Raw genomic sequence first — 19,268 nt, forward strand, 5'->3', positions numbered from 1 at the left:
GTTCACGGGAGGTGGCGCCCGTGAGTCACCTTGTCAAGACCGTAGTAGTCGGCGACGCACTCGGCCGGCCAGCTCCCGTGCTTGCCGAAGGGCTCGCCCATACCGCTGACCGACGTCGGCCGGTAGGGAAGGACCCGGGCTCCACTCGCTGACTGCGCGTGAAGCCAATCGTCCTGCCGGTCCCAAGCCCGCGCCCGTACGCTCATCTCGTCACCCAGGCGGCCGAGCGAGATGGCCAACCCGAGGCAGCAGAGGACGCAGACGGCCGCGCCGATCCTCCTGGCAGCTCCGGCGGGCCGGCCGCGGAGCCGCAACGAGCGCCCGAGGAGGGCGCCGGCGCCGACGAGCAGGACGACATAGAGCAGGAGGTAGTCGTTCCACACGCGCGTGGCCGTCGCCACCCCTGAGCCGAAGTAGGGATACGCGATCACGGTGCAGAGGTAGCCCGAGACCGCGAAGGCGATGACTCCCCCGGCGGCGAGGAGATGTCGGTGGGTCAGTACGACCGGTGTCGTCCTCCTTCCAGGGCCGGTGCACAGCAGGCCGAGCAGGACCCCGGTCGCGACCACGCCCACGTACTGCCATGTCGTGAGGAGGGTGACGGCGATGTGCCCGAAGGCCCGCAGGGAGCCCAGCAGTGATTCGGGCGACAGCAGGGATGTCGTCACCTCGTACCGCTCACGCCGTGACCGGGAGCCGGGCGAGGTGAGCAGCACGAGTGTCCCCGTGCCGATCCCCGCCATTCCCGTCAGGCACCAGAGCCGCAGGTACCCCCGCCGACGTGCTGCGAAGATCCGACCGCTGAGCACTAGGACGCACGAGAGCACGACGAGGCTGACGATCGACGTCTGTTCGGACAACGTGCCCAGGAAGATGCCCGCCACGAGCGCGGCGACCAGCGCCGCCACCCTGCCCCGGTGGGACCGGGCGAGCAGCAGGGGGATGAGCGCGGCGCAGACGAGTACCGGTGCCATGGTGTGGGAGATCGACGAAGCGGGCCAGTAGTACGTCTTGTAGGTGTTCGGGCTTGCGAGCAGGAAGAACGCCGTCACCATGGACGCCACGAACAACGGCACGCCGCGCGCCGCCTTCATGTCCGCCCTGCGCAGTGCGAGCGCGATCACCGCCCAGAGAACTCCCAGCGCGACGAGGGCGCTGACGAGGGCGAACCACTGGTGCCCCGCCACCCCGAACCTCGCGTAGGCCCCGACCAGCAGGGCGTTTCCAATCCTGCCGTTGTCCTTGAGGTAGAACTTCTCGACCATCCCGCTGACTCCGTGGTCGCGGGTGGCGGGCAGAAAGCACCAGTCGTCCGCTCCGGGCCGCACGTACTGCCCGAACCAGGCGGCGGTGACGAGAAGGCCGAGCGGCAGCATGGCGAGCGCCACCACCAACGACTCGTTCCACGGGCGAGACCGGGCACGGGCACGGCTAGGGGACTCCTCGTCCTTCGCCGAAGGCTCCGGAAGGGCGGCGCCTGAAGCACCCACGGTCATACGGGATCCGCCTTTCTCGCCCGTCCCCCAAGACATCGACCGCGAACGAAGGATGCCATGGCATCGACCGCACGCCCGAGAAGATGTGCCGCCGGACGGGGAATCCACCTGTTTGCCGGGATGCGTACGGCCACCTGGCCACGGTGTTCACCCCTGCCGATTCGCTTGGCATCGGCGCTGCGTCGCTCACGTGTGCGCGGTGCGACGGATCGAGGGCGTCCGCCGCACCGCGCACACGGTCGTACCGTTCAGGACGGTGCCAGCTCAGGAAGACCGGGGGATTCTCGCCCCGCACGCGGTAGTCGGGGCGGGGCCGTTCGAGGCGGATCGACTCCAGCACGGTGTACGCGTGGTATTTGGTCTGAGTGGTGGCCCCTGCCAGCCGTTCCCACCAGAGCCGTCCGTCGCTGGTCTCCTTTTCGAGGACATGACGGGTGGTGTAGTTCGCCATGGAATTGATCCAGTTCTCGGTGCCGACGAATATCCTGTTCCAGCCGGTTCCGGTCACGATGTCGGCGAGCGCGTCCGAGCGGCTGAACCGCTCGACGGCCGCGGTCGCCCCTTCGAGCACGTCGGCGAAGTACTCCACGCACAGTTTCACCTGCTCGTAGGTGCCGTAGTGCATGTGGTGCCCGCCGACGAAGTAGTCGAAGTCGTATTCGAGGATCTGCGACTGGGCCTCGTACCAGCCGGAGATGTTCTGCGAGGCGTCGCAGTGCATGAACGTGACGCTACCTGGACTGACGATGTCCACGGCGGTGAGCACCTTCTGCTGGGGTGCGTAGATGAAGATGTTGCCGGGACAGTGGTTCTCTCCCTTGTAGGACAGCTGCAGGCTGACTCCGCCCACTTCGAGGACGAGTTCATCGTCGAATGTCCTCGTCGGCAGGGGACGCTTCGGGTCGGGAAAGCGCTCCAGGAGTTCCTTGGTGATGCGGTGGGCGACGATCTCGACGTCGGGACCGAAAACGGAGGCCGCGCCGATGTGGTCGGCGTGCCAGTGACTGTAGATCACGTGGGTCACCGGTTGGTCGGTGACGTCCTCGATGGCCGCCATCATGTTCTCGCCCAGCGTCGGTGGCGCGTCGATCGCGACCACGCCCTCCTCGGTCACCACGAATGCGGCGTCGTAGCCGGCACTGGTGACCCAGTGGAAGCCGCCGCGCAGTTCTTCAACGTGGTAGCCGTACTTCCGGAAGTGCTCGCTTTGGAAGTAAGGGGGGTAGTACCCCTCGGGGTCCGGCGGGTCGTCCGCCCCCGCGCGAGGGAATCCGTAGTGGTCGATCCCGTAGAAACTCGGGGTTTCTTCAACCCTGATGGGTTTCTGAATGCTCTGGCACAACGACAGGTTTCCTCTCTTCTTCTTGGAAAATCTGTCGAACGGGTGGGCTACTTCGGTGGCATGAATCGAAGGACCGCCTTGGTGACGCGGCCTGAGCCCGCATCCTCGAACGCGGTGTTGATATATCGGCGAAGTCGTAGAAGGACAGCACTCGGTCGATGGGAACCGGCCCGCTCGATAGAGCCGGGCAAGGTCGTTGATCAGCAGCGACGAGACGGCGTCTCCCTGGATGATGCCCTGCAACGACTGGCCGAGCGTGAGCCGGCCGGCGTCGATCACGGCGCCTGCGCCTTCGTGGAACGCCACGAAGCCGAACCGGCCCAGCGGTGCCAAGGCACCGATCCCGGCGTCGAGGTTCTCCGCACGGCCGCTCGTGTCGAGGACGTACTCCAGACCGCGCTCGTCGATGGCGCGGAGCGCGCCGGTCAGATGCTCGACCTGGGCGGGGTTGACGGTGTGCGTCGCTCCGAGGTCGCGGGCGATGTCGAGCCGGCCGTCGTCGACGTCGACGGCGACGGCGACGGCGACGACGGTGGTGGCACCGGCGACGCGAGCCGCCATGACCGCGGCCAAGCCCACGGCGCCCACGCCGAACACCGCGAAGGACGCCCCCGCCGGAACGGCGAGGGCCTTGAGCACGGCCCCCGCGCCCGTCTGCAGCCCGCACCCCAGCGGGGCCATGACGTCGAGGGGCAGATCACGGGGGACCTTGATCGTGTTCCGTTGGTGGGTCAGAGCGTGGGTGGAGAACGAGGACTGGCCGAAGAAGTGACCGTGCGGCTCGGCACCGTGGGCGACGTGCAGACCGTTCGAGCCGTCCAGGCGGGCACCTGCGAAGTTGGCTGCCCAGAGGTTGTCACAGTAGGCCGCGTGAGAGGACATGCACGGCTTGCAGCGGCCACACGAGTGGTAGGAGAGGACGACGTGGTCGCCGGGTTCCACGGTGGTGACAGCGGACCCCACACGTTCGACGACTCCCCCGCCCTCGTGCCCGAGCACCACCGGCAGCGGCGTCGACATGCGCTGCGCCCGCACGTGAGCGTCGGTCGCGCATGTTCCGGTCGCGACCACGCGAACGAGTACCTCGTCGGGTCGGGGGTCTTCGATCTCGATGTCACGGAATTCGAACAGGCCGTCCTGCGCTTCGAGGACGGCGGCACGCGCGGACGTGGTCATGCGTTGCGAGCCTGCCGCGAAGCGCCGCGGGCACCATGGTGACGGTAGCGGGAAATCATCAACGACTCCTCGAATGGGGTGTGGTGGCGTCAGTGTCGGACGCCGGTCAGAGCGGCTTGTTCGACTCGGGCGATGAGGCGGCTGTTGTGGGCGGCGTGCTGGAATCCCGGGGTGTGGTGGGTGCCGTTCGTGATGTCGCGGGCCAGGCTGGCGTAGACCTCGCCGACGTTGATGGCAGCACCCGTCCAGATGTCGGCGGCGGTGGGTCCCGTGCCAGTGGCCACGGGGCGGTCGGGCGCGGTGAAGTCGACGCTCGACGAGAGCGTGAGGTCGCCGACCTGAACGCCTGCGGGGTGGTTGCCAGTCAGCTTCAGCCAGCCGTCCGATCCGCGTACTTCCAGGCTGAAGTGGGCGTCGGGGGCTGGTACGCCCGCCAGGATCTGCACTCCGACCGGCGCCCCCGACGAGGTCTTGACGATGGCGTCGAGGTGATCCGGGACCTCGCGGACGGACATCGCGCCGGTGTCCACCAACTTCACCTGTGGCCAAAGGAGTTCGGTGCGGGCGTCGATTTCGGTGATGTCACCGAGAACGGCTTCGATGACATCCAGGACGTGGCCCGCCGCGATGGTGAGGAAGCTCGCTCCGGTCGCGCCCAGCGGCGACTCCGAATACACGGCCTTGTTGGCTGCGAGGGCCGCCAGGACGAGCTCGCGGTGAGCCGGGACCTTCACCGCGACGGTGACGAGGTCGATCGAAGGGTCACCGATGAGAGGGAACCAGTCCGATGCCGAGTTCACGCAGCGTGGGCAGCACTTCGGCCTCGGGGTCCCGGGTCCACAGCGAGTACTCGGTCTGCACGGCGGCCACTGGATGGACCGCATGGGCGCGGCGGATCGTCGCCGGGGCCGCCTCCGACAGTCCGATGTGGCGGACCTTGCCCGCGTCCACCAACTCGCTCAACGCTCCCACCGTTTCCTCGACGGGAGTGCCGGGGTCGACCCGGTGCTGGTAGTAGAGGTCGATGTGGTCGGTCCCGAGCCGCCGCAGGGAGCCGTCGACAGCCGTGCGGATGTTGGCTGGGGTGCTGTCCGGGCCCGGCCGGCCGGCGTGGGAGACGAGGCCGAATTTGGTGGCGAGAACGACCGCGTCCCGGCGGCCCCTGATCGCGCGGCCCACCAGTTCCTCGTTGACGCGGGGCCCGTACACCTCGGCGGTGTCCAGGTGGGTGACACCGAGGTCCACAGCGCGCCGGATGGTGCGGATCGACTCGGCGTCGTCCCGACCGGCGCCGGTGTAGAACGCCGACATCCCCATGGCACCCAGGCCGATGCGCGAGACATCGAGCCCACCGAGCGACGTGGACTGCATCCGTTGTCCTTTCCTGGATCTGTTCGCCGGCCGCGCTCTTCCGTGCGGGAACCGGTCTGGCGCCGCGGAAGGGCGCGTACGGCGTCGACGGCGCACAGCGCCGCTGTCGGTCACGCGTCCGCCGGACGGCAACGCGGAGAACTTGACGCATCAACAAGTGGGGCTAGGATGTCCTCATGGCGAGCACGGCAGATGACACGGGCGAACGGCGCCGCCGGCGTCCACGGCAAGGGTCGGCGTCCAAGGCGACGGCGCCTGCCGAAGTAGGCTCCGGTTCGAGGAAGCCCACTGGTCCGGTTGCCGAAACGCGATGGCTGAACGGCGACGAGCTGGCGGCGTGGCTGGCCAACTCGGCGATCATGATCAGCCTGCCGGCTGCACTGGATGCGCGAATGCAGCGCGAGGCTCAGCTGACCTTCTTCGAGTACATGGTGCTCTCGGTCCTCTCCGAACAGCCGGCTCGCACGCTGCAGATGAGCACACTGGCCGCGCGAACGGCGGCGTCGCTGTCGAGGCTGTCACATGTCGTCGGACGGCTGGAGAAGCGCGAACTGATCACACGGACCCGGATCCCCGGTTCCGGCAGACGCACCAATGCGACGCTGACCGAGGCCGGTTACGAGGTGGTCGTGGCAGCAGCGCCGGGACACGTCGCCGCAGTCCGCGAGTACTTGATCGATGAGATCGAGCCGCAGGATCTGGCGACACTGCGCCGCATCGGTGCCGCAGTCGACGCCGCCATCAAGCGCGAGCACCCCGACGCGGTCACGGCGATGTCGCCTCCGGCCGAAACATCGACGACCCGCAGCGGACAGAGGCGTACCGCGGACTGAGTCAGCCGCCCGTTCCGTGCGCGTCGTCGAGGTCGACGGCCAGACGCAGTCGGTGCAGGCCGCGACGGGCGTGACTCTTCACCGTCCCCAGGGGCACACCGGTGCGTTGGGCGATCTGAACTTGCGTGAGGTCCTCGTAGAAGGCCATGCAGAGCACCTCGCGCTGAGCGTGCGGCAACCGGGACAGGGCCTCGACCAGCACCACGCGGTCGAGCACTTCGCCGGAGATCTCCTGGACGAACCGGGCGGGCGTGGCTTCGTGGGCCGCCGAGTCGACGAGGGCCAGACGCCTCTTCCTGGCGGCCAGCGCGTCAATGATCTTGCGGCGTGCGATGCCGACCAGCCAGGCGCCGAGTGCGCCCCGCTCCGGGCGGAAGCCGTGCCGCCCGCCCCAGGCGCCGATGAAGACCTGCTGAGTCACGTCTTCGGCCTCGTGAGCGTCGCCGAGGGACCGGGTGGCCATGGTGTGGACCAGTGGTCCCCAGCGCCGGTAGATGCCAGCGAACGCGTCCTCGTCGGCGGCGACAAGGCCTCGGGCGAGGTCTTCCTCGTGCCGCGCCTGCGCCGCGGGCGTGACCAGAGCGGTACCCGCTCGCACGGTCGTGTTCATGGCACGTTCCTCCTGCCGGGTGCCGTCCGCGGACGAAATGCCCGGACGGCAAGTCCGCCGGTCCGCCGTGCGCGTGCTTGCAGTGTGAAATGCACGAACGACGCAGGCAAAGTGCGTCGTTTGTGCGTCGTACGGTGGAGGCGTGAGTGAGCCTGATGAGGAAGACGGTGGGGGTCGCGGCGGCCGGTACTGCGAGGGCGGCCCGCCGGACGGCGGACTGACCACCGGCGAGGTGGCGCGGCGCCTGGGGGTGGCCCCCACCACGGTCCGCACGTGGGACCGCAGGTACGGCCTCGGGCCCGACGCGCACACGGGCGGCCGGCACCGGCGCTGGACCGCCGGGGACGTGGCACGGCTGGAGCGGATGTGCGCGCTGACGGCGACGGGGCTGCCCCCGGCCGAGGCCGCGCGGCTCGCGGTCAACGGGGAATCACCGGTGGCGACCCGGCCGCGACGGACTGCCGGGCCACAGCGGACTTCGCCCCGGGCCGGCAGCCGGGCGGGGAGCGGTCTGCAGCTCGGTGACGTGCGCCAGGAGTGCAGGGGAATCGCCCGGGCCGCCCTGCGCCTCGACGCCGCCGCGCTGGACGAACTGCTGTTCAACGCGATCACCGAGCACGGACTGGTCGACGCTTGGACCGACGTGATCGTGCCGACGCTCCAGGCGGTGGGCCGCAAGTGGGAGACGTCGGGCGAGAAGTACGTCGAGGTCGAGCACTTCCTGTCCTGGCACGTCTCCGGCGCGCTGCGGCGCGCCACGCCCCACACGGTCGCCGCCCGTGCCGGCGCCACGACGGTGCTCGCCTGCGTCCCTGGCGAGAACCACACCCTGCCGTTGGAAGTGCTGGCCGCGGCATTGACGGAACGCGGCGTTCCGGTGCGTATGTTCGGCGGTGCCCTGCCCGTCGAGTCGCTCGTCGCGGCCGTGCGCAGGACCGGGCCGGCCGCGGTCGGGCTGTGGGCGCAGTCCCGTACCACTGCCAGCCGGCCGTTGGCCCAGCACGTCGCAGCCATGGAGTGGGGGGTGCGCGGTGCCCGGCGCAGGCCGGTCGTGCTGACGCTGGGACCCGGCTGGGCGGGGCAGGCGGTGGCGGGCCTGGCACGTCCGTCGGGACTCGCCGAGGCGGTCGCCGCTCTGGAGTCGTCGGCCTCCTCGTGACGTGGCGGACTCCTCGTGACGTGTTGCCGTCCGCCGGCACTTGGTCGTGGCGCCTGGGCAGCGGCCGGGGAACGTGGTCCGCTGGACCGGTGGTCGCGGCCCGCGTCGTTCGTCCACGGGCGAGCGTTGCCTTCGCGCCGCGCTCCGACACGGGTCTGGAGCGAGGCGCCGGCCCCGACGGTCGTGGTGGCGACGGAGCGTGAGAGGCGTCCGGCCGCATCCGCGGACGGCCTGGGACGCGAAGCAGTGACGATCGGGTGAACCCGTTGGTCGGAGCGAGGGGTGAAGCGTGGAACTGAGCAGTACCCGTGTCCTGGTGACCGGTGCCACGGCAGCGCTGAGGGATGCGATCACCGAAGAACCGGCCGACCGTGGCGTCCATGTGGCCCTCATCGGACGCGACCGTGGCCGGCTGGTCCACACCGCGCGGGCGCATCCCGGCGCCCGGGCCGGCGGCTGCGACGTCCACGGCCCCGGGTCGTGCGCTCGGGCCGTGCACAGCCCCGTCGTCGAACGGCGAACCCGGTGACGCCCCGCTCCGCCGAGGACTCCGACGTGGTCGTCATCGGTGGTGGTGCCGCCGGTCTCAGCCTCGCCCACCGACTGACGGAGTACGGAGCCGCCACGGTGACCGTGGTCGAGCCGCCGGACGGTCCGCTCCGGCCCCCGGAACGGACCTGGTGCTACTGGGACTCGGGCATCGACGGCCTGGAGGAGGCGGTCAGCGCGTCCTGGTCCGTGCTGCGTCTGCACGGCGCCGATCGTCGGCCGGTCAATGTCGGACCTGCCCCGTTCACCTACCGCATGGTGCGCTCCACCGACTTCGAGCGACTGGTCCACGACCGCCTGGCCCGCTCGGACGGCGGGCGTCTCCTGCGCGCGACGGTGGAATCGGTGCACGGTGTGCCCGCAGGCGCGGAGGTCCGGTGCACGCTGCCCGGGGGCCGGTCCCTGGCACTGCGCGCCCGGCGGGTGTTCGACTCACGGCCGCTGCCTGTCCTGCCGCCGGCGCGCACACGGTTGTTGCAGCACTTCCGGGGCTGGTTCGTACGTACCGACACCGACCGGTTCGACCCCTCGGTCGCGGATCTGATGGACTTCCGGGTCCCGCAGCCGTCGCACGGACTCGCCTTCGGCTACGTCCTGCCGCTGGCACCGGACCGGGCGCTCGTGGAGTACACCGAGTTCTCCGGCGCAACGCTGACCACCGAGGCGTACGAATCGGCTCTCGGTCACTACTGCCGAGACGTTCTCGGGCTCGGCGCGCTCACCGTGGAACGGGCGGAGCAGGGGGTCATTCCCATGACCGACGCCCACTTTCCGCGCCGGGCCGGTCCCGCCCACTTCCGTGTCGGAACCGCGGGCGGCGCCACTCGTGCGGCCACCGGCTACACCTTCGCGGCGGTGCAGCGACAGAGCAGGGCCATCGCCGCCGCCCTGCGCGACGGACGCACCACCGTCCCCCCGCCCCACGGGCGCAGGGCCTCGGCCATGGACGCGGTCCTGCTGCGCGCCCTGGACACCGGGCGCATCGACGGCCCGCGTTTCTTCACCGACCTGTTCCGCCGGATCCCGGCGGAGCGCCTTTTGCGCTTCCTCGACGGCGCCACCTCCCTGCGTGAGGAGTGGGCCATCGGGCTGCGCACCCCTGTCCTGCCGATGCTTCGTACGGCCGCCGAACTGCCCTTTGTGCCCCGACGCTCCCAGCCCTTCGCAAGCCCCGGAGAAGATCACCGATGAGCCTCTTGCGCGAGCAGGACCTGGCCCGCGCCTTCGACCACGCCGCCTCCGCCTACGACGGCCTCACCTCCCTCAACCCCGGCTACCACGCCGACCTCCTGCGCTCGGCCCGCCGGCTGCGGCTCCCCGACGACGGTGCCGGACTGCACGTTCTCGACCTCGGCTGCGGTACCGGCGCCTCCACCCGGGCCCTGCTCAGGGTCGCGCCCCGGGCCCGGATCACGGCTGTGGACGCGTCGGCGGGCATGCTGTGCCGCGCCCTGGCCAAGCCGTGGCCCGCACGCGTGCGGTTCCTGCACCTGACCGCCGAGGAGGTCACGGCGGCCGACGAGGGCCCTTTCGACGCGGTCTTCGCCGCCTACTTGTTCCGCAACGTCACCGACCCGGACGCGGTCCTGGACGGCGTCCGGACCCTGCTGCGGCCGGGCGGACGTCTCGTCGCCCACGAGTACGCCCTCAGCGGCCGGCGGCTGCACCGGGCCTTGTGGACGGCGGTGTGCCAGGGCGTCGTCATCCCGGCGGGAACGCTCACCGGCGACCGGGCCCTGTACCGCCACCTCTGGCGCAGCGTCATCGCCTTCGACACCGCCCCGGCCTTCGCCGACCGGCTGACGCGAGCCGGCTTGACCGACGTGCGCGTCGCCCCGGTCGCCGGATGGCAGACGGGCATCGTGCACACCTTCCTCGCCCGCAACGGCCCGAGCCCGGCACACCCCACCACGGCAAGGGAGCAAGTCCGGTGACGGCCCGCCGTACCGCTACCGCCCGACGGGGCCGCGACCGCAAGGCCGAGGTTCTGGCTCCGCCACCCGGCAGGGACCGGTTCCAGCGCGGGGACGGGCCGTCCGTCGCGGTGATCGGTGGCGGGATCGCCGGTCTCGCCGCGGCCACCCTACTGGCCGAGCGAGGTGCCCGCGTGACCCTGTACGAGAAGGAGGACGCACTGGGCGGCCGGCTCGCCGGTTGGCCCACCAGGCTGGCGGACGGCTCCTCCGTGACCATGACCCGCGGGTTCCACGCCTTCTTCCGCCAGTACTACAACCTGCGCGGGCTCCTCCGCCGTACCGACCCGGCCCTTTCGCTGCTCACGCCGCTGCCCGACTACCCCCTGCGGCACAGTGGCGGACTGACCGACAGCTTCGCCCGAGTCCCGAGAACGCCGCCCTTCAGCGCGCTCGGCTTCGTCGCCCTCAGTCCGAGCTTCGGCTGGCGGGACCTCGCCGCCATGGACGCCCGGGCGGCCCTGCCGCTGCTCGACGTACGGGTGCCCGAGGTGTACGAACGCTTCGACGAGGTCACCGCAACGGGCTTCCTGGGCAGCGTGAACTTCCCGGAAGCTGCGCACCACCTGGCGTTCGAGGTGTTCTCCCGCAGCTTCTTCGCCGACCCGCGCGAACTGTCCGCCGCCGAACTGGTGTTGATGTTCCACATCTACTTCCTCGGATCGGCTGAGGGGCTGCTCTTCGACGTACCGGGCGAACCCTTCCCCCAGGCGCTCTGGGACCCGCTCGGGGACTACCTCCAGCGCCTCGGGGTGGACATCCGCTCCGGTACCCCCGTCCACGGCGTGCTCCCCCTCGCCGGCGGTGGAGCGCACGTACACACCGACACCGGCGCCGAGCGGCACCAAGCCGTGGTGCTCGCCCTCGACCCCGGGGGCCTGCGCCGGATCGTGGGCGCGTCACCCGGCCTGGGCACGTCCAACTGGTGCGAGGACGTCGCGGCCCTGCGCACCGCGCCGCCGTTCCTCGTCTCCCGGCTCTGGCTCGACCGGCCGGTCCGCGCCGACCGGCCCGGATTCCTCGGCACCAGCGGCTACGGCGGGCTGGACAACATCAGCGTCCTGGAGCGGTACGAGGGCGAGGCCGCCCGCTGGGCCGCAAGGACCGGGGGCTCGGTCGTGGAACTGCACGCCTACGCCGTGGATCCGGCGGCCGAACCGAAGGGGGTGCAGGACATGCTCGTCGACCGGCTGCACCAGGTGTATCCGGAGACCCGCGAGGCGCGCGTCGTCGACGCCCGGCACGAGTGGCGCTCCGACTGTCCGCTCTTCGAGGTCGGCTCCCACCGCCGGCGCCCTGCCGTGCGCACTCCTCATCCGTGGCTGACCCTGGCCGGCGACGGAATCCGCTGCGACCTGCCCGTCGCCCTCATGGAACGGGCTGCCACCACGGGCTTCCTGGCCGCGAACGCCCTGCTCGCCGACCGGGGGGTGCGCGGGCAGGTCCTGTGGACAGTCCCCCGGGCGGGCCGTTCCCCCTTGCTCCGGGCGCTCGGAACCGTCGCAGGGCGCCGCTCATCCCACTGACCAGTGCCCGGTGCCCGGTCAGCCGGGGAACCGTCCGGTACTGCGCAGTGTCCAGCGCCGTTCGGCGTAGGCCAGGTCGTCGCGCCACAGACGGCCGGCCGTACGCCGCATCAGCGGGCGCAGTACGGGGGCGGCGGCCCGCGCCAGGGCGAAGCCCGGCCGGTCCGACGCGGCGACGACCGCCTCGACGACGGCGGTGCGCGGATGCTCGTGGTCGGGCCCGGTCAGCGGCGTGGCGTGTGTCTCGACCACGGACGTGGCGCCCTCGCCGTCGGTGATGCGCATGACGACGGTGCGCGGCCCGGGCGCCGTGAACTCGGCCCGTACCGGAACCACGAGCCGCCCGGCAACCCGGAAGGAGACGTCGACGACGAAGGCGTCGTCCTCGTCCCCGCGCGGCTCCCGCGCCACCGACAGGTCGACGAAGGAGTACGGGTGGAACCAGGAGCCGTGCCACGGATCGAGCCGGTTGGCCACCACGTCCTGCGGTTCGCACCGTCCCATCGCCGTGAACACCGCGTCCACCCCGCGGCCCTTCGCCGGTCGAACGGGTACGACAGGGCGCTCGGTGGGCTCCTCGCCGCCCACCGCGTCCAGTCGCACCCAGACGAGTACGCCGTCGTCGTGCACGGGAAACGGCTGCCAGCCGGCGGACGGAGAACCGTCCAGGGCGAGGCCGTGCCAGTGGCAGACCAGCGTGCCGCACACCACCCGGCCGTCGCGCAGGGGCGCGCCCAGGTGCGGGCAGATGCCCGAACCGGCACGGGGCTCGCCGTCCTCCGAGCGCCACAGCACGACCTCCACACCACCGACCGCCCGGCCGTACGGGCGATCGCCCGCGCGCACGTTCCTGGAGGAACCGACCACGAACCAGTTGCCGGACGGACGCACGGACGCCCGCTTGAGTGCGTCGGCGATGAGCGCCGGCCGCGCCTGGTGCCAAGTCGGTTTCTGCGCAGCCCAGTCCGGGCCGGACCTCCGCCGCCGCAACGGCGGCGACCAGCCCTTGCCGTCCCCTCGTCCACTCACCGCACCGGCCCCTTCCACTCGACTGCCGCGCCACCCGCCGGGGCCGCCCGGTGCGCGGCGCGGGTACGCCACCGGGCGCCGGCCACGCGCAGTGCACCGGCCGCGGCCGTTGCCGCCCGACGTCGACGCGAGACCACCGCTCGGCGGTGCAGCACGGTGTAGTCCTGCTCGGCGATCGCGTCCAGAATCCCGCCGTAGAGGGTGAACGCGGCACGGATGCAGGGACGCACCCGCGGGTCGAGCATCGCGATACCCGGCTCCGCCGTCCGGTACACGTCCCGCGTCATGGCCTCGGCCGCGATGAGGGCGGCGCGGATCCGAGGTTCGTGCCGCCCGGTGCGCCGGCTCCACTCCAGCAGGGGCCGGTCCACCCCGTACGCGGCCAGCAGGTCGCCGGGCAGGTAGACGCGGCCCCGGTCGAGGTCCTCACCCACGTCGCGCAGGAAGTTGGTGAGCTGGAACGCCACGCCGAGCGCCGCGGCGTGCGGTGCCGCCTCCTCCCGGGCCGTGACCGTACCGAGGACCGGCAGCATCTGCAGGCCGATCACCGCCGCCGAACCGTGCACGTACCCCTGCAGGTCGGCGTAGGTGGGGTAGTGGGTGACGGTCAGGTCGGCACGCATCGAGGACAGGAAGTCGGCGAAGAGGGCGTGATCGATGTCGTAGCGGTCGGCGGTGTCCGCGACGGCCCGGACCACCGGTTCGTCGCCCGCTCGGGAGCGCAGCGCGTCGGCCAGGTCGCTCTCCAGGCGTCGCAGCAGCCGGTCGCGCTCCTCGGGCGCGCGGTGGCGGTCGTGGTCGTCCACGATGTCGTCCGCCCAGCGGGCGAAGCCGTACAGGGCGTGCACGGCGGAGCGGCGTTCGAGGGGCAGCAGGCGGGTGGCCAGGAAGTAGGTCCTGCCGTGGCGGGCGTTGAGCCGTCGGCACTGGGTGTAGGCGGCGCGCAGTGCGGGATCGGTGATTCCGGCGGCGTCCAGTTCACGACGGGTCATCGGCACCTGCCGGGGCCGGGACGCGGGATGCGTCGGTCGCGGCCCGGTTCGGCGCCGTTCGTGCGGGGCGGGTACCGGTGCCGCCGGTCACGCCGGTGACGCGCGCGGCGGCGAGTTTGCCGCTGATCAGCACGGTCGGTACGCCGACGCCCGGAGTGGTGCCGCAGCCGCCGAGCACCACGTTGTCCAGTCCCCGTACGAGGTTGCGCGGGCGGAACGGTCCGGTCTGGGCGAAGGTGTGGGAGACGGAGAAGGGGCTGCCGGCTGCGTGGCCCTGCCTCGTCCAGTCGAGCGGCGTCACCAGGAGCTCTTCCTGGATGCTGTCCGCGAACCCGTCCAGGCCCCGGCGCTCAAGTTCGCGCACCAGCCGGTCGCGGTAGCGCGGGCCGAGGTCCCGCCACTCGGCGGCTGTGGGGCCGACCGCCGTGTTTGGACAGGGGGCGAGGACGTAGTGGAGGTGGCGTCCCTGCGGCGCCAGGGCGGGGTCGTGTGCGGTGGGGCGGGTGATGAGCAGAGATGGGTCGCTCATCAGCTGGCCCGTGCGGGTCAGCTCGTCGAAGGTGCGCTGCCACGCGGCGCCGAAGGAGATGGTGTGGTGTGCGAGGTGCGGCCAGGTGCGGTCGGTTCCCGCGTGCAGGACCACGGCGGACGGTGAGTGACGCAGCGGTGTCGGCCGTCGGGGCGCCCGTCCCAGCAGCCCGTAGGCGGCGGACAGTTCGCACGTGAGCACCACCGCGTCGCAGGGGATGCGCTCGCCGGAGGCCAGGTGGACGGCGCGCACTCGGCCCGCGGAGCGCTCCAGCGTGCGCACTTCGGCAGTCCAGCGCAGGTCGGCACCGGCTTCCGCCGCCGCGTCGGCCATGGCACGGGGAAGTGCGTGCATTCCGCCCCGGGGAAACCAGACGCCGGCCACGGTGTCCATGTAGGCGATCACCGCGTAGGCGGCGAGCGCTCGGGCCGGGGCCACCCCGGCGTACAGGGCCTGGAAGGAGAAGACCCGGCGCAGGCGTTCGTCGGAGAGGAAGCGGCCGATGCGGTCGTCCAGCCGTCCGAAGCCGCCCAGCGCCGCCAGCCGGGCCAGATCCGGGTGCAGCAGTTGGAAGGGCGAGTCGAAGTTCGTGTCGATGAAGCGGCGCATCTGGACCCGGTGCAGACGTTCCAGCCACTGCCGCAGGTCGCGGTATCCGGCCGCCTGCACCGGTCCGGCGAAGCGCCGTACCTCGGACTCCATCGCCTCGCCGTCGGTGTGCACGTCGAGCGAGGAACCGTCCGCGAAGCACGCCCGGTAGGCCGGGTCCAGAGCCGTCAGCCCGACGCGGCGGTGGAGGCTGTCCCCGACGGCGGCGAACGCCTCGTCGGCCAGGTGCGGCATGGTCAGCACCGTGGGGCCGGTGTCCAGTTCGTAGCCGCCCAGTCGTACCCGGCCGGCCCGGCCGCCGGGACCGGCGTCCCGTTCGACGACGGTGACCCGGCGGCCCGCACCCAGCAGGTGCAGCGCACAGGCCAGACCGGACAGCCCGGCACCCACCACGACGACGTGGTCGGTCGGCCCCGGCACCCGCTTCACGCGACCTCCTCCGCACGGCGCTGGGCCGCACCCGTCGCACGCGAGACCAGCGCGGCGAACTCGTGCCGCACGGCAGGGCGTGCACCGGCGCGCTCGAAGTGCGCGAGGCTCAGGTCGGTCAGCTCCTCGATCTTCGCCTCCACCAGGTCCCAGGCACCGGTGCGCTGCAGCGCGGACCGTACCTGCCGTACGGCCTTCTCGTGCTGCGGGTCCGCGTCCGAAGCCAGCGCCGCGGCGGCCTGGTGGTCACCGGCCGCGTCGGCGAGCTGGACGGCGACGGCGAGGAGGTAGGTGAGCTTGCGGGAGCGCAGGTCGTCGTCGGCCGGCTTGCCGGTCAGCGCCGGGTCGCCGAAGGCGCCGAGGAGGTCGTCTCGTAGCTGGAAGGCGAGCCCGGCGCACCGGCCGGCCGCTCGCAGCGCGTCCATGACGTGTTCGTCGGCGCCGGCGAGCGAAGCGCCCAGCGCGAGCGGCCGGGCAACGGTGTACAGGGCGCTCTTCAGGGTGGCGATGGTCAGCGCCTCGTCGATCCCGGAGGAGCGGGCGGCCTGGGCGTGCAGGTCGCGGTACTGCCCGGCGACCATCTCGGTGCGCATCGCCCGCCACTCCTCGTGCAGACGCGAGCCGTGCGGCGTGCCGAGCGCCGTCTCCGTCAGCAGGTCGTCCGCCCACGCCAGCGCCAGGTCACCGGCGAGCACGGCGGCCGACGTGCCGAACGACTCGGCTCGGCCGTGCATGCCCATCGCCCAGTGCAGGCGCGCGAAGTGCACGTGCAGGGCCGGCGCGCCCCGTCGCTGCACGGATCCGTCCATCACGTCGTCGTGTACGAGGGCGCATGCCTGGAGCAGTTCGAGGGCGGCCCCCGTGCGCAGGACGGCCGTGGCGTCTCCCGAGCCGCCCGCGGCGCGCCAGCCGCAGTAGGCGAACGAGGTGCGCAGGCGTTTGCCTCCCCGCGCGGCCAGCGTGGCGAGGCGGTCGGCCAGCTCCCGGGCGAAAACAGCGTCGACGGTGAGGGAGTGACACAGTCGCTCGTCGAGTACCCGTTCGAGGACTGTGCCGACGGCATCCGCTGCGTCAATCGCGGTGAGAGGATCGTCGACGAGTTCAGCCGGTGAGGCCACCAGCGGCGGCAGTCCAGGCATGCACAACCCCTTCTCACTTTCGGATGTCCGCACGACACTGTTTCCGCCGGGTGCCCTGTCACGGATGCACTGATTCCTGCCCGTCCGGCACCTCCCGCCGACGGAACTCACCTCAGCAGCGCAACGGGCGGTGTCTCATGGGGGTGCGTCGCCCCGCGCGCGTTCCTTTTAGGGGCACAGAGGAAGGCGCCTGACCTGGGCTTCGGCCCGTCAGGCGCCTTCTCGCTGGACCGGCTCGGGCCTCAGCCCGTAGCGGCGGCGTACAGGGGGAACCTGAGGTACAGCCCGATGTCCGCGGGAAGCTTCGCCGAGGTCGTACGGTAGCTGCACAGTTCCAGCAGGCTCCCGGTGTTCGCCGGCAGGCTCGCCGTCAGCTGCCGCAGGACCTCGGCGTGCGGGCGCGGGGTGATGCCCTCGAACCGCATGAGCCGGGCGATGCGAGCGGCGGCCTCCGCGTCGGTACGGGTGTTGTCCGGCAGCCGCAGATAGACATTGGCCTCGTCGGGACCGGTGACGCCCCCGCGGAACGCCAGACAGGTCATCGGCTCGTTGCCCACGATGCCGCTGTCCCGCCCGTAGATGACGGCGCGCGCCCGGGCCGCCCGGACGGGTTCGTGGCGGTGCGCCAGAGCCGCCACGGTGTCCAGCTCCCCCATCGGCATGGGGTGGTGGCGGAAGTAGACCTTCACCCGGGAAGCGTTGCCGCCGTCCAGGTCGAGGGCGAAGAACTCCAGCTCATGCCCCTGCCGAGCCAGTTCCTTGTCCCTGCTCCCGACTGGTGTCCACGCTGTCGCCAGGCCCAGCCGGTGCATGGCTTCCGCGACGACGTCGTGGACGTGTTCCCGCCCGTGGGCCTGCGGGTTGAGGTAGACCTTGTAGTGGGGCTTCTCCCCCGGTCTCCAGGCCAAGGAGTGCCAGACGGTGGGCCGGTAGCGTTCCGGGACGGGTGTGACGAACAGGTCCTCGATGCTCAGATACCGTGCGACGTCCACCCCGGCGGTGTGGGCCAGCCGTCGCGTGAGCTCGCGGCCGGCTTCCTGGCTGCCGAACGGGGTGCGATCGGAGCTGAGCGACTCGAACAGAATGCGGACCTCGGGCCGACCCGCCTTCCAGCTGATGGAGATTTCGGCAGGAAACCCGTCGGCGGAAACGAACGACGGCGGATCGCAGCGGGTTCCGATGGGCCGCGATCCCCACGGACGGATCACCTCCCGCAGTTCCGCAAGGACGTTCTCCACCGCTCGCTGGCCTATCCCCAGGCTCCGGCAGACGACCGACCATGCTTCTTCCAGGAACTGCCCGAACGTCATGCCTGAGTCCTGGAACCGGCCGGGGACGGCCTTCACCTGAGGCAGGCGCGGACTGGTCATCGCGTATCACACTCCGTCACCGGACTGGTCCGGCTTGTCGATTCGGCAGTGGCTCAACGGGCCGGCTACGGGCGGCTCACCCGCACGGTGCGGGACGGCGTCACCAGCGTTGGGTCTCGGCGAAGAAGTCCGGAACCGCCGTGGACGTACCGTCCGCGCGGGCCCGGCTGAGGACGAACGCGCCGACGGCGAGGTCGAGCACGCCGAGGCCGAACGGAGAGAAGATCACCGGTCGGTCCGTGGGGACGGTGACGGCGCCCGTCAGCACCTCGGCGAGGGTTCCGGTCACGAAGTCCCGTGCGCCCGTGGCCCGTTCGGTCAGATGGGGCGACGTGTTGGCCTTCATGCAGTGCTCGACGTCGTCGAGGACGTTGGCCGCCCGCACCATCACTTCGGGGGCGATGTCGCGCAGGGACAGGTTGAGCACGACCTGACCGGGCTTGAAGCCGGTGTGGATGTAGGGGGTGGCGGCCGTGGTCGTCAGGATGACCGTGTCGGCCTCCAGCGCCGTGCCGAGGTCGCCGGTGAAGGCGGCTTCCTGCCCCAGGGCGTCGTTCAGGTGGGTGACGAGGGATCGTCCGGACCGTTCGTCCAGGTCGTGCACCACGTAGGAGTCGGGGCGACAACCGGCGTCGTGGAGGTACTGGCACACGTTGCGGGCGATGACACCGGCACCGACGACGGCGGTGCGGGTGTGCTCGTGGCCGTCGGGGCGCAGGACGTCCGCGGCTACCGCGGCCGAGGCCGCGGTGCGGGCCGCACTGATCTGCGCGGCCTCCATGCAGGCGATGGGGTATCCGGTCTCGTAGTCGTTGAGGATCAGCACGGCCGCCGCACGGGGCAGGTCCCGTCGGGTGTTGGCCGGGAAGCTCGATATCCACTTGATCCCGGCGAGCTGAACGTCCGCCGCCAAGAACGCCGGCAGCGCGATGATCCGGGCGTCCGGCTTGTCGGGAAAGCGTAGGAAGTAGCTGTCGGGGTTCACGGATTCGCCGGACTCGTGGTGGAGGTACGTCTGTCGGACGAGGTCCATCACACCGGTGCGGTCGGCGTTCAGGATCCGGTTCACCACGGGCCCGGGCACCAGGTCGAAGTCGAACACGTGAACTCTCTCCTTGCTCGCAGTGGGCAGAACG

Annotated in this window: 16 protein-coding genes and 1 pseudogene; 6 read left to right on the forward strand and 11 right to left on the reverse strand. The window is 71.2% G+C overall.

Annotated elements, in window-relative coordinates:
- Window positions 1-2: 2 nt before the first annotated feature.
- The 4 genes and pseudogenes from ABZ842_RS17450 to ABZ842_RS17465 all read right to left on the reverse strand — a co-directional run.
- Window positions 3-1,391, reverse strand: coding sequence for a DUF6056 family protein (locus tag ABZ842_RS17450; protein ID WP_361537554.1), 1,389 nt, complete (start codon window positions 1,389-1,391; stop codon window positions 3-5).
- Window positions 1,392-1,431: 40 nt separating this feature from the next.
- Window positions 1,432-4,014, reverse strand: a complete 2,583-nt coding sequence (locus tag ABZ842_RS17455; protein WP_361537555.1) for an alcohol dehydrogenase catalytic domain-containing protein — start codon at window positions 4,012-4,014, stop codon at window positions 1,432-1,434.
- An 89-nt stretch (window positions 4,015-4,103) separates the two neighbouring features.
- Window positions 4,104-4,814 (reverse strand): hypothetical protein, encoded by a 711-nt coding sequence (locus tag ABZ842_RS17460; RefSeq protein WP_361537556.1) that lies wholly within the window; start codon window positions 4,812-4,814, stop codon window positions 4,104-4,106.
- Window positions 4,789-5,385 (reverse strand): annotated as a pseudogene (locus tag ABZ842_RS17465) (aldo/keto reductase); the annotation flags it as partial. The gene ABZ842_RS17460 and the pseudogene ABZ842_RS17465, both read right to left, overlap by 26 nt.
- A gap of 176 nt (window positions 5,386-5,561) precedes the next feature.
- On the opposite strand from ABZ842_RS17465, the gene ABZ842_RS17470 reads away from it, so the two are divergent.
- Window positions 5,562-6,218: a MarR family winged helix-turn-helix transcriptional regulator gene (locus ABZ842_RS17470; RefSeq protein ID WP_361537557.1), complete on the forward strand. Its 657-nt coding sequence runs from the start codon at window positions 5,562-5,564 to the stop codon at window positions 6,216-6,218.
- Window position 6,219: 1 nt separating this feature from the next.
- Here ABZ842_RS17470 and ABZ842_RS17475 read toward each other — a convergent pair whose 3' ends face one another.
- Entirely contained in the window at window positions 6,220-6,828 is a 609-nt protein-coding gene (locus ABZ842_RS17475) for a sigma-70 family RNA polymerase sigma factor (protein WP_361537558.1), read from the reverse strand.
- Between the two features lie 217 nt (window positions 6,829-7,045).
- Between ABZ842_RS17475 and ABZ842_RS17480 the strand changes: the two genes are divergently transcribed.
- The 5 genes from ABZ842_RS17480 (at window position 7,046) to ABZ842_RS17500 (ending at window position 12,035) form a co-directional block, all read left to right on the forward strand.
- Window positions 7,046-7,987: a MerR family transcriptional regulator gene (locus tag ABZ842_RS17480; protein ID WP_361537645.1), complete on the forward strand. Its 942-nt coding sequence runs from the start codon at window positions 7,046-7,048 to the stop codon at window positions 7,985-7,987.
- A gap of 289 nt (window positions 7,988-8,276) precedes the next feature.
- Window positions 8,277-8,516 (forward strand): hypothetical protein, encoded by a 240-nt coding sequence (locus tag ABZ842_RS17485; RefSeq protein WP_361537559.1) that lies wholly within the window; start codon window positions 8,277-8,279, stop codon window positions 8,514-8,516.
- Window positions 8,513-9,727 carry a lycopene cyclase family protein gene (locus ABZ842_RS17490; RefSeq protein WP_361537560.1) on the forward strand — a complete coding sequence of 405 codons (1,215 nt, stop codon included), beginning with the start codon at window positions 8,513-8,515 and terminating at the stop codon, window positions 9,725-9,727. The genes ABZ842_RS17485 and ABZ842_RS17490 overlap by 4 nt, the downstream gene beginning before the upstream one ends.
- Window positions 9,724-10,470 carry a methyltransferase domain-containing protein gene (locus tag ABZ842_RS17495; protein WP_361537561.1) on the forward strand — a complete coding sequence of 249 codons (747 nt, stop codon included), beginning with the start codon at window positions 9,724-9,726 and terminating at the stop codon, window positions 10,468-10,470. The genes ABZ842_RS17490 and ABZ842_RS17495 overlap by 4 nt, the downstream gene beginning before the upstream one ends.
- Window positions 10,467-12,035, forward strand: coding sequence for an FAD-dependent oxidoreductase (locus ABZ842_RS17500; RefSeq protein WP_361537562.1), 1,569 nt, complete (start codon window positions 10,467-10,469; stop codon window positions 12,033-12,035). The genes ABZ842_RS17495 and ABZ842_RS17500 overlap by 4 nt, the downstream gene beginning before the upstream one ends.
- 18 nt (window positions 12,036-12,053) lie before the next feature.
- Here ABZ842_RS17500 and ABZ842_RS17505 read toward each other — a convergent pair whose 3' ends face one another.
- The 6 genes from ABZ842_RS17505 to sbnB all read right to left on the reverse strand — a co-directional run bounded on the left by ABZ842_RS17505 (window position 12,054) and on the right by sbnB (window position 19,234).
- Window positions 12,054-13,064 carry a DUF5914 domain-containing protein gene (locus ABZ842_RS17505; protein WP_361537563.1) on the reverse strand — a complete coding sequence of 337 codons (1,011 nt, stop codon included), beginning with the start codon at window positions 13,062-13,064 and terminating at the stop codon, window positions 12,054-12,056.
- On the reverse strand, window positions 13,061-14,056 hold the full coding sequence (locus tag ABZ842_RS17510; RefSeq protein ID WP_361537564.1) for a phytoene/squalene synthase family protein: 996 nt from the start codon (window positions 14,054-14,056) through the stop codon (window positions 13,061-13,063). Before ABZ842_RS17510 ends, ABZ842_RS17505 begins: the two co-directional genes overlap by 4 nt.
- Window positions 14,043-15,623: a phytoene desaturase family protein gene (gene crtI / locus ABZ842_RS17515; protein WP_361537565.1), complete on the reverse strand. Its 1,581-nt coding sequence runs from the start codon at window positions 15,621-15,623 to the stop codon at window positions 14,043-14,045. The genes ABZ842_RS17510 and crtI overlap by 14 nt, the downstream gene beginning before the upstream one ends.
- Entirely contained in the window at window positions 15,620-16,762 is a 1,143-nt protein-coding gene (locus ABZ842_RS17520; protein WP_361537566.1) for a polyprenyl synthetase family protein, read from the reverse strand. Before ABZ842_RS17520 ends, crtI begins: the two co-directional genes overlap by 4 nt.
- Window positions 16,763-17,004: 242 nt before the next feature.
- The gene (locus ABZ842_RS17525) at window positions 17,005-18,132 is read right to left on the reverse strand and encodes a tryptophan dimethylallyltransferase family protein (protein ID WP_361537567.1); all 1,128 of its coding nucleotides are present in this window, start codon (window positions 18,130-18,132) and stop codon (window positions 17,005-17,007) included.
- Between the two features lie 100 nt (window positions 18,133-18,232).
- Window positions 18,233-19,234 carry a 2,3-diaminopropionate biosynthesis protein SbnB gene (gene sbnB, locus ABZ842_RS17530; RefSeq protein ID WP_361537568.1) on the reverse strand — a complete coding sequence of 334 codons (1,002 nt, stop codon included), beginning with the start codon at window positions 19,232-19,234 and terminating at the stop codon, window positions 18,233-18,235.
- Window positions 19,235-19,268: the final 34 nt, after the last annotated feature.

This window comes from Streptomyces sp. NPDC047315 (genome assembly GCF_040643215.1).
GTDB lineage: Bacteria > Actinomycetota > Actinomycetes > Streptomycetales > Streptomycetaceae > Streptomyces.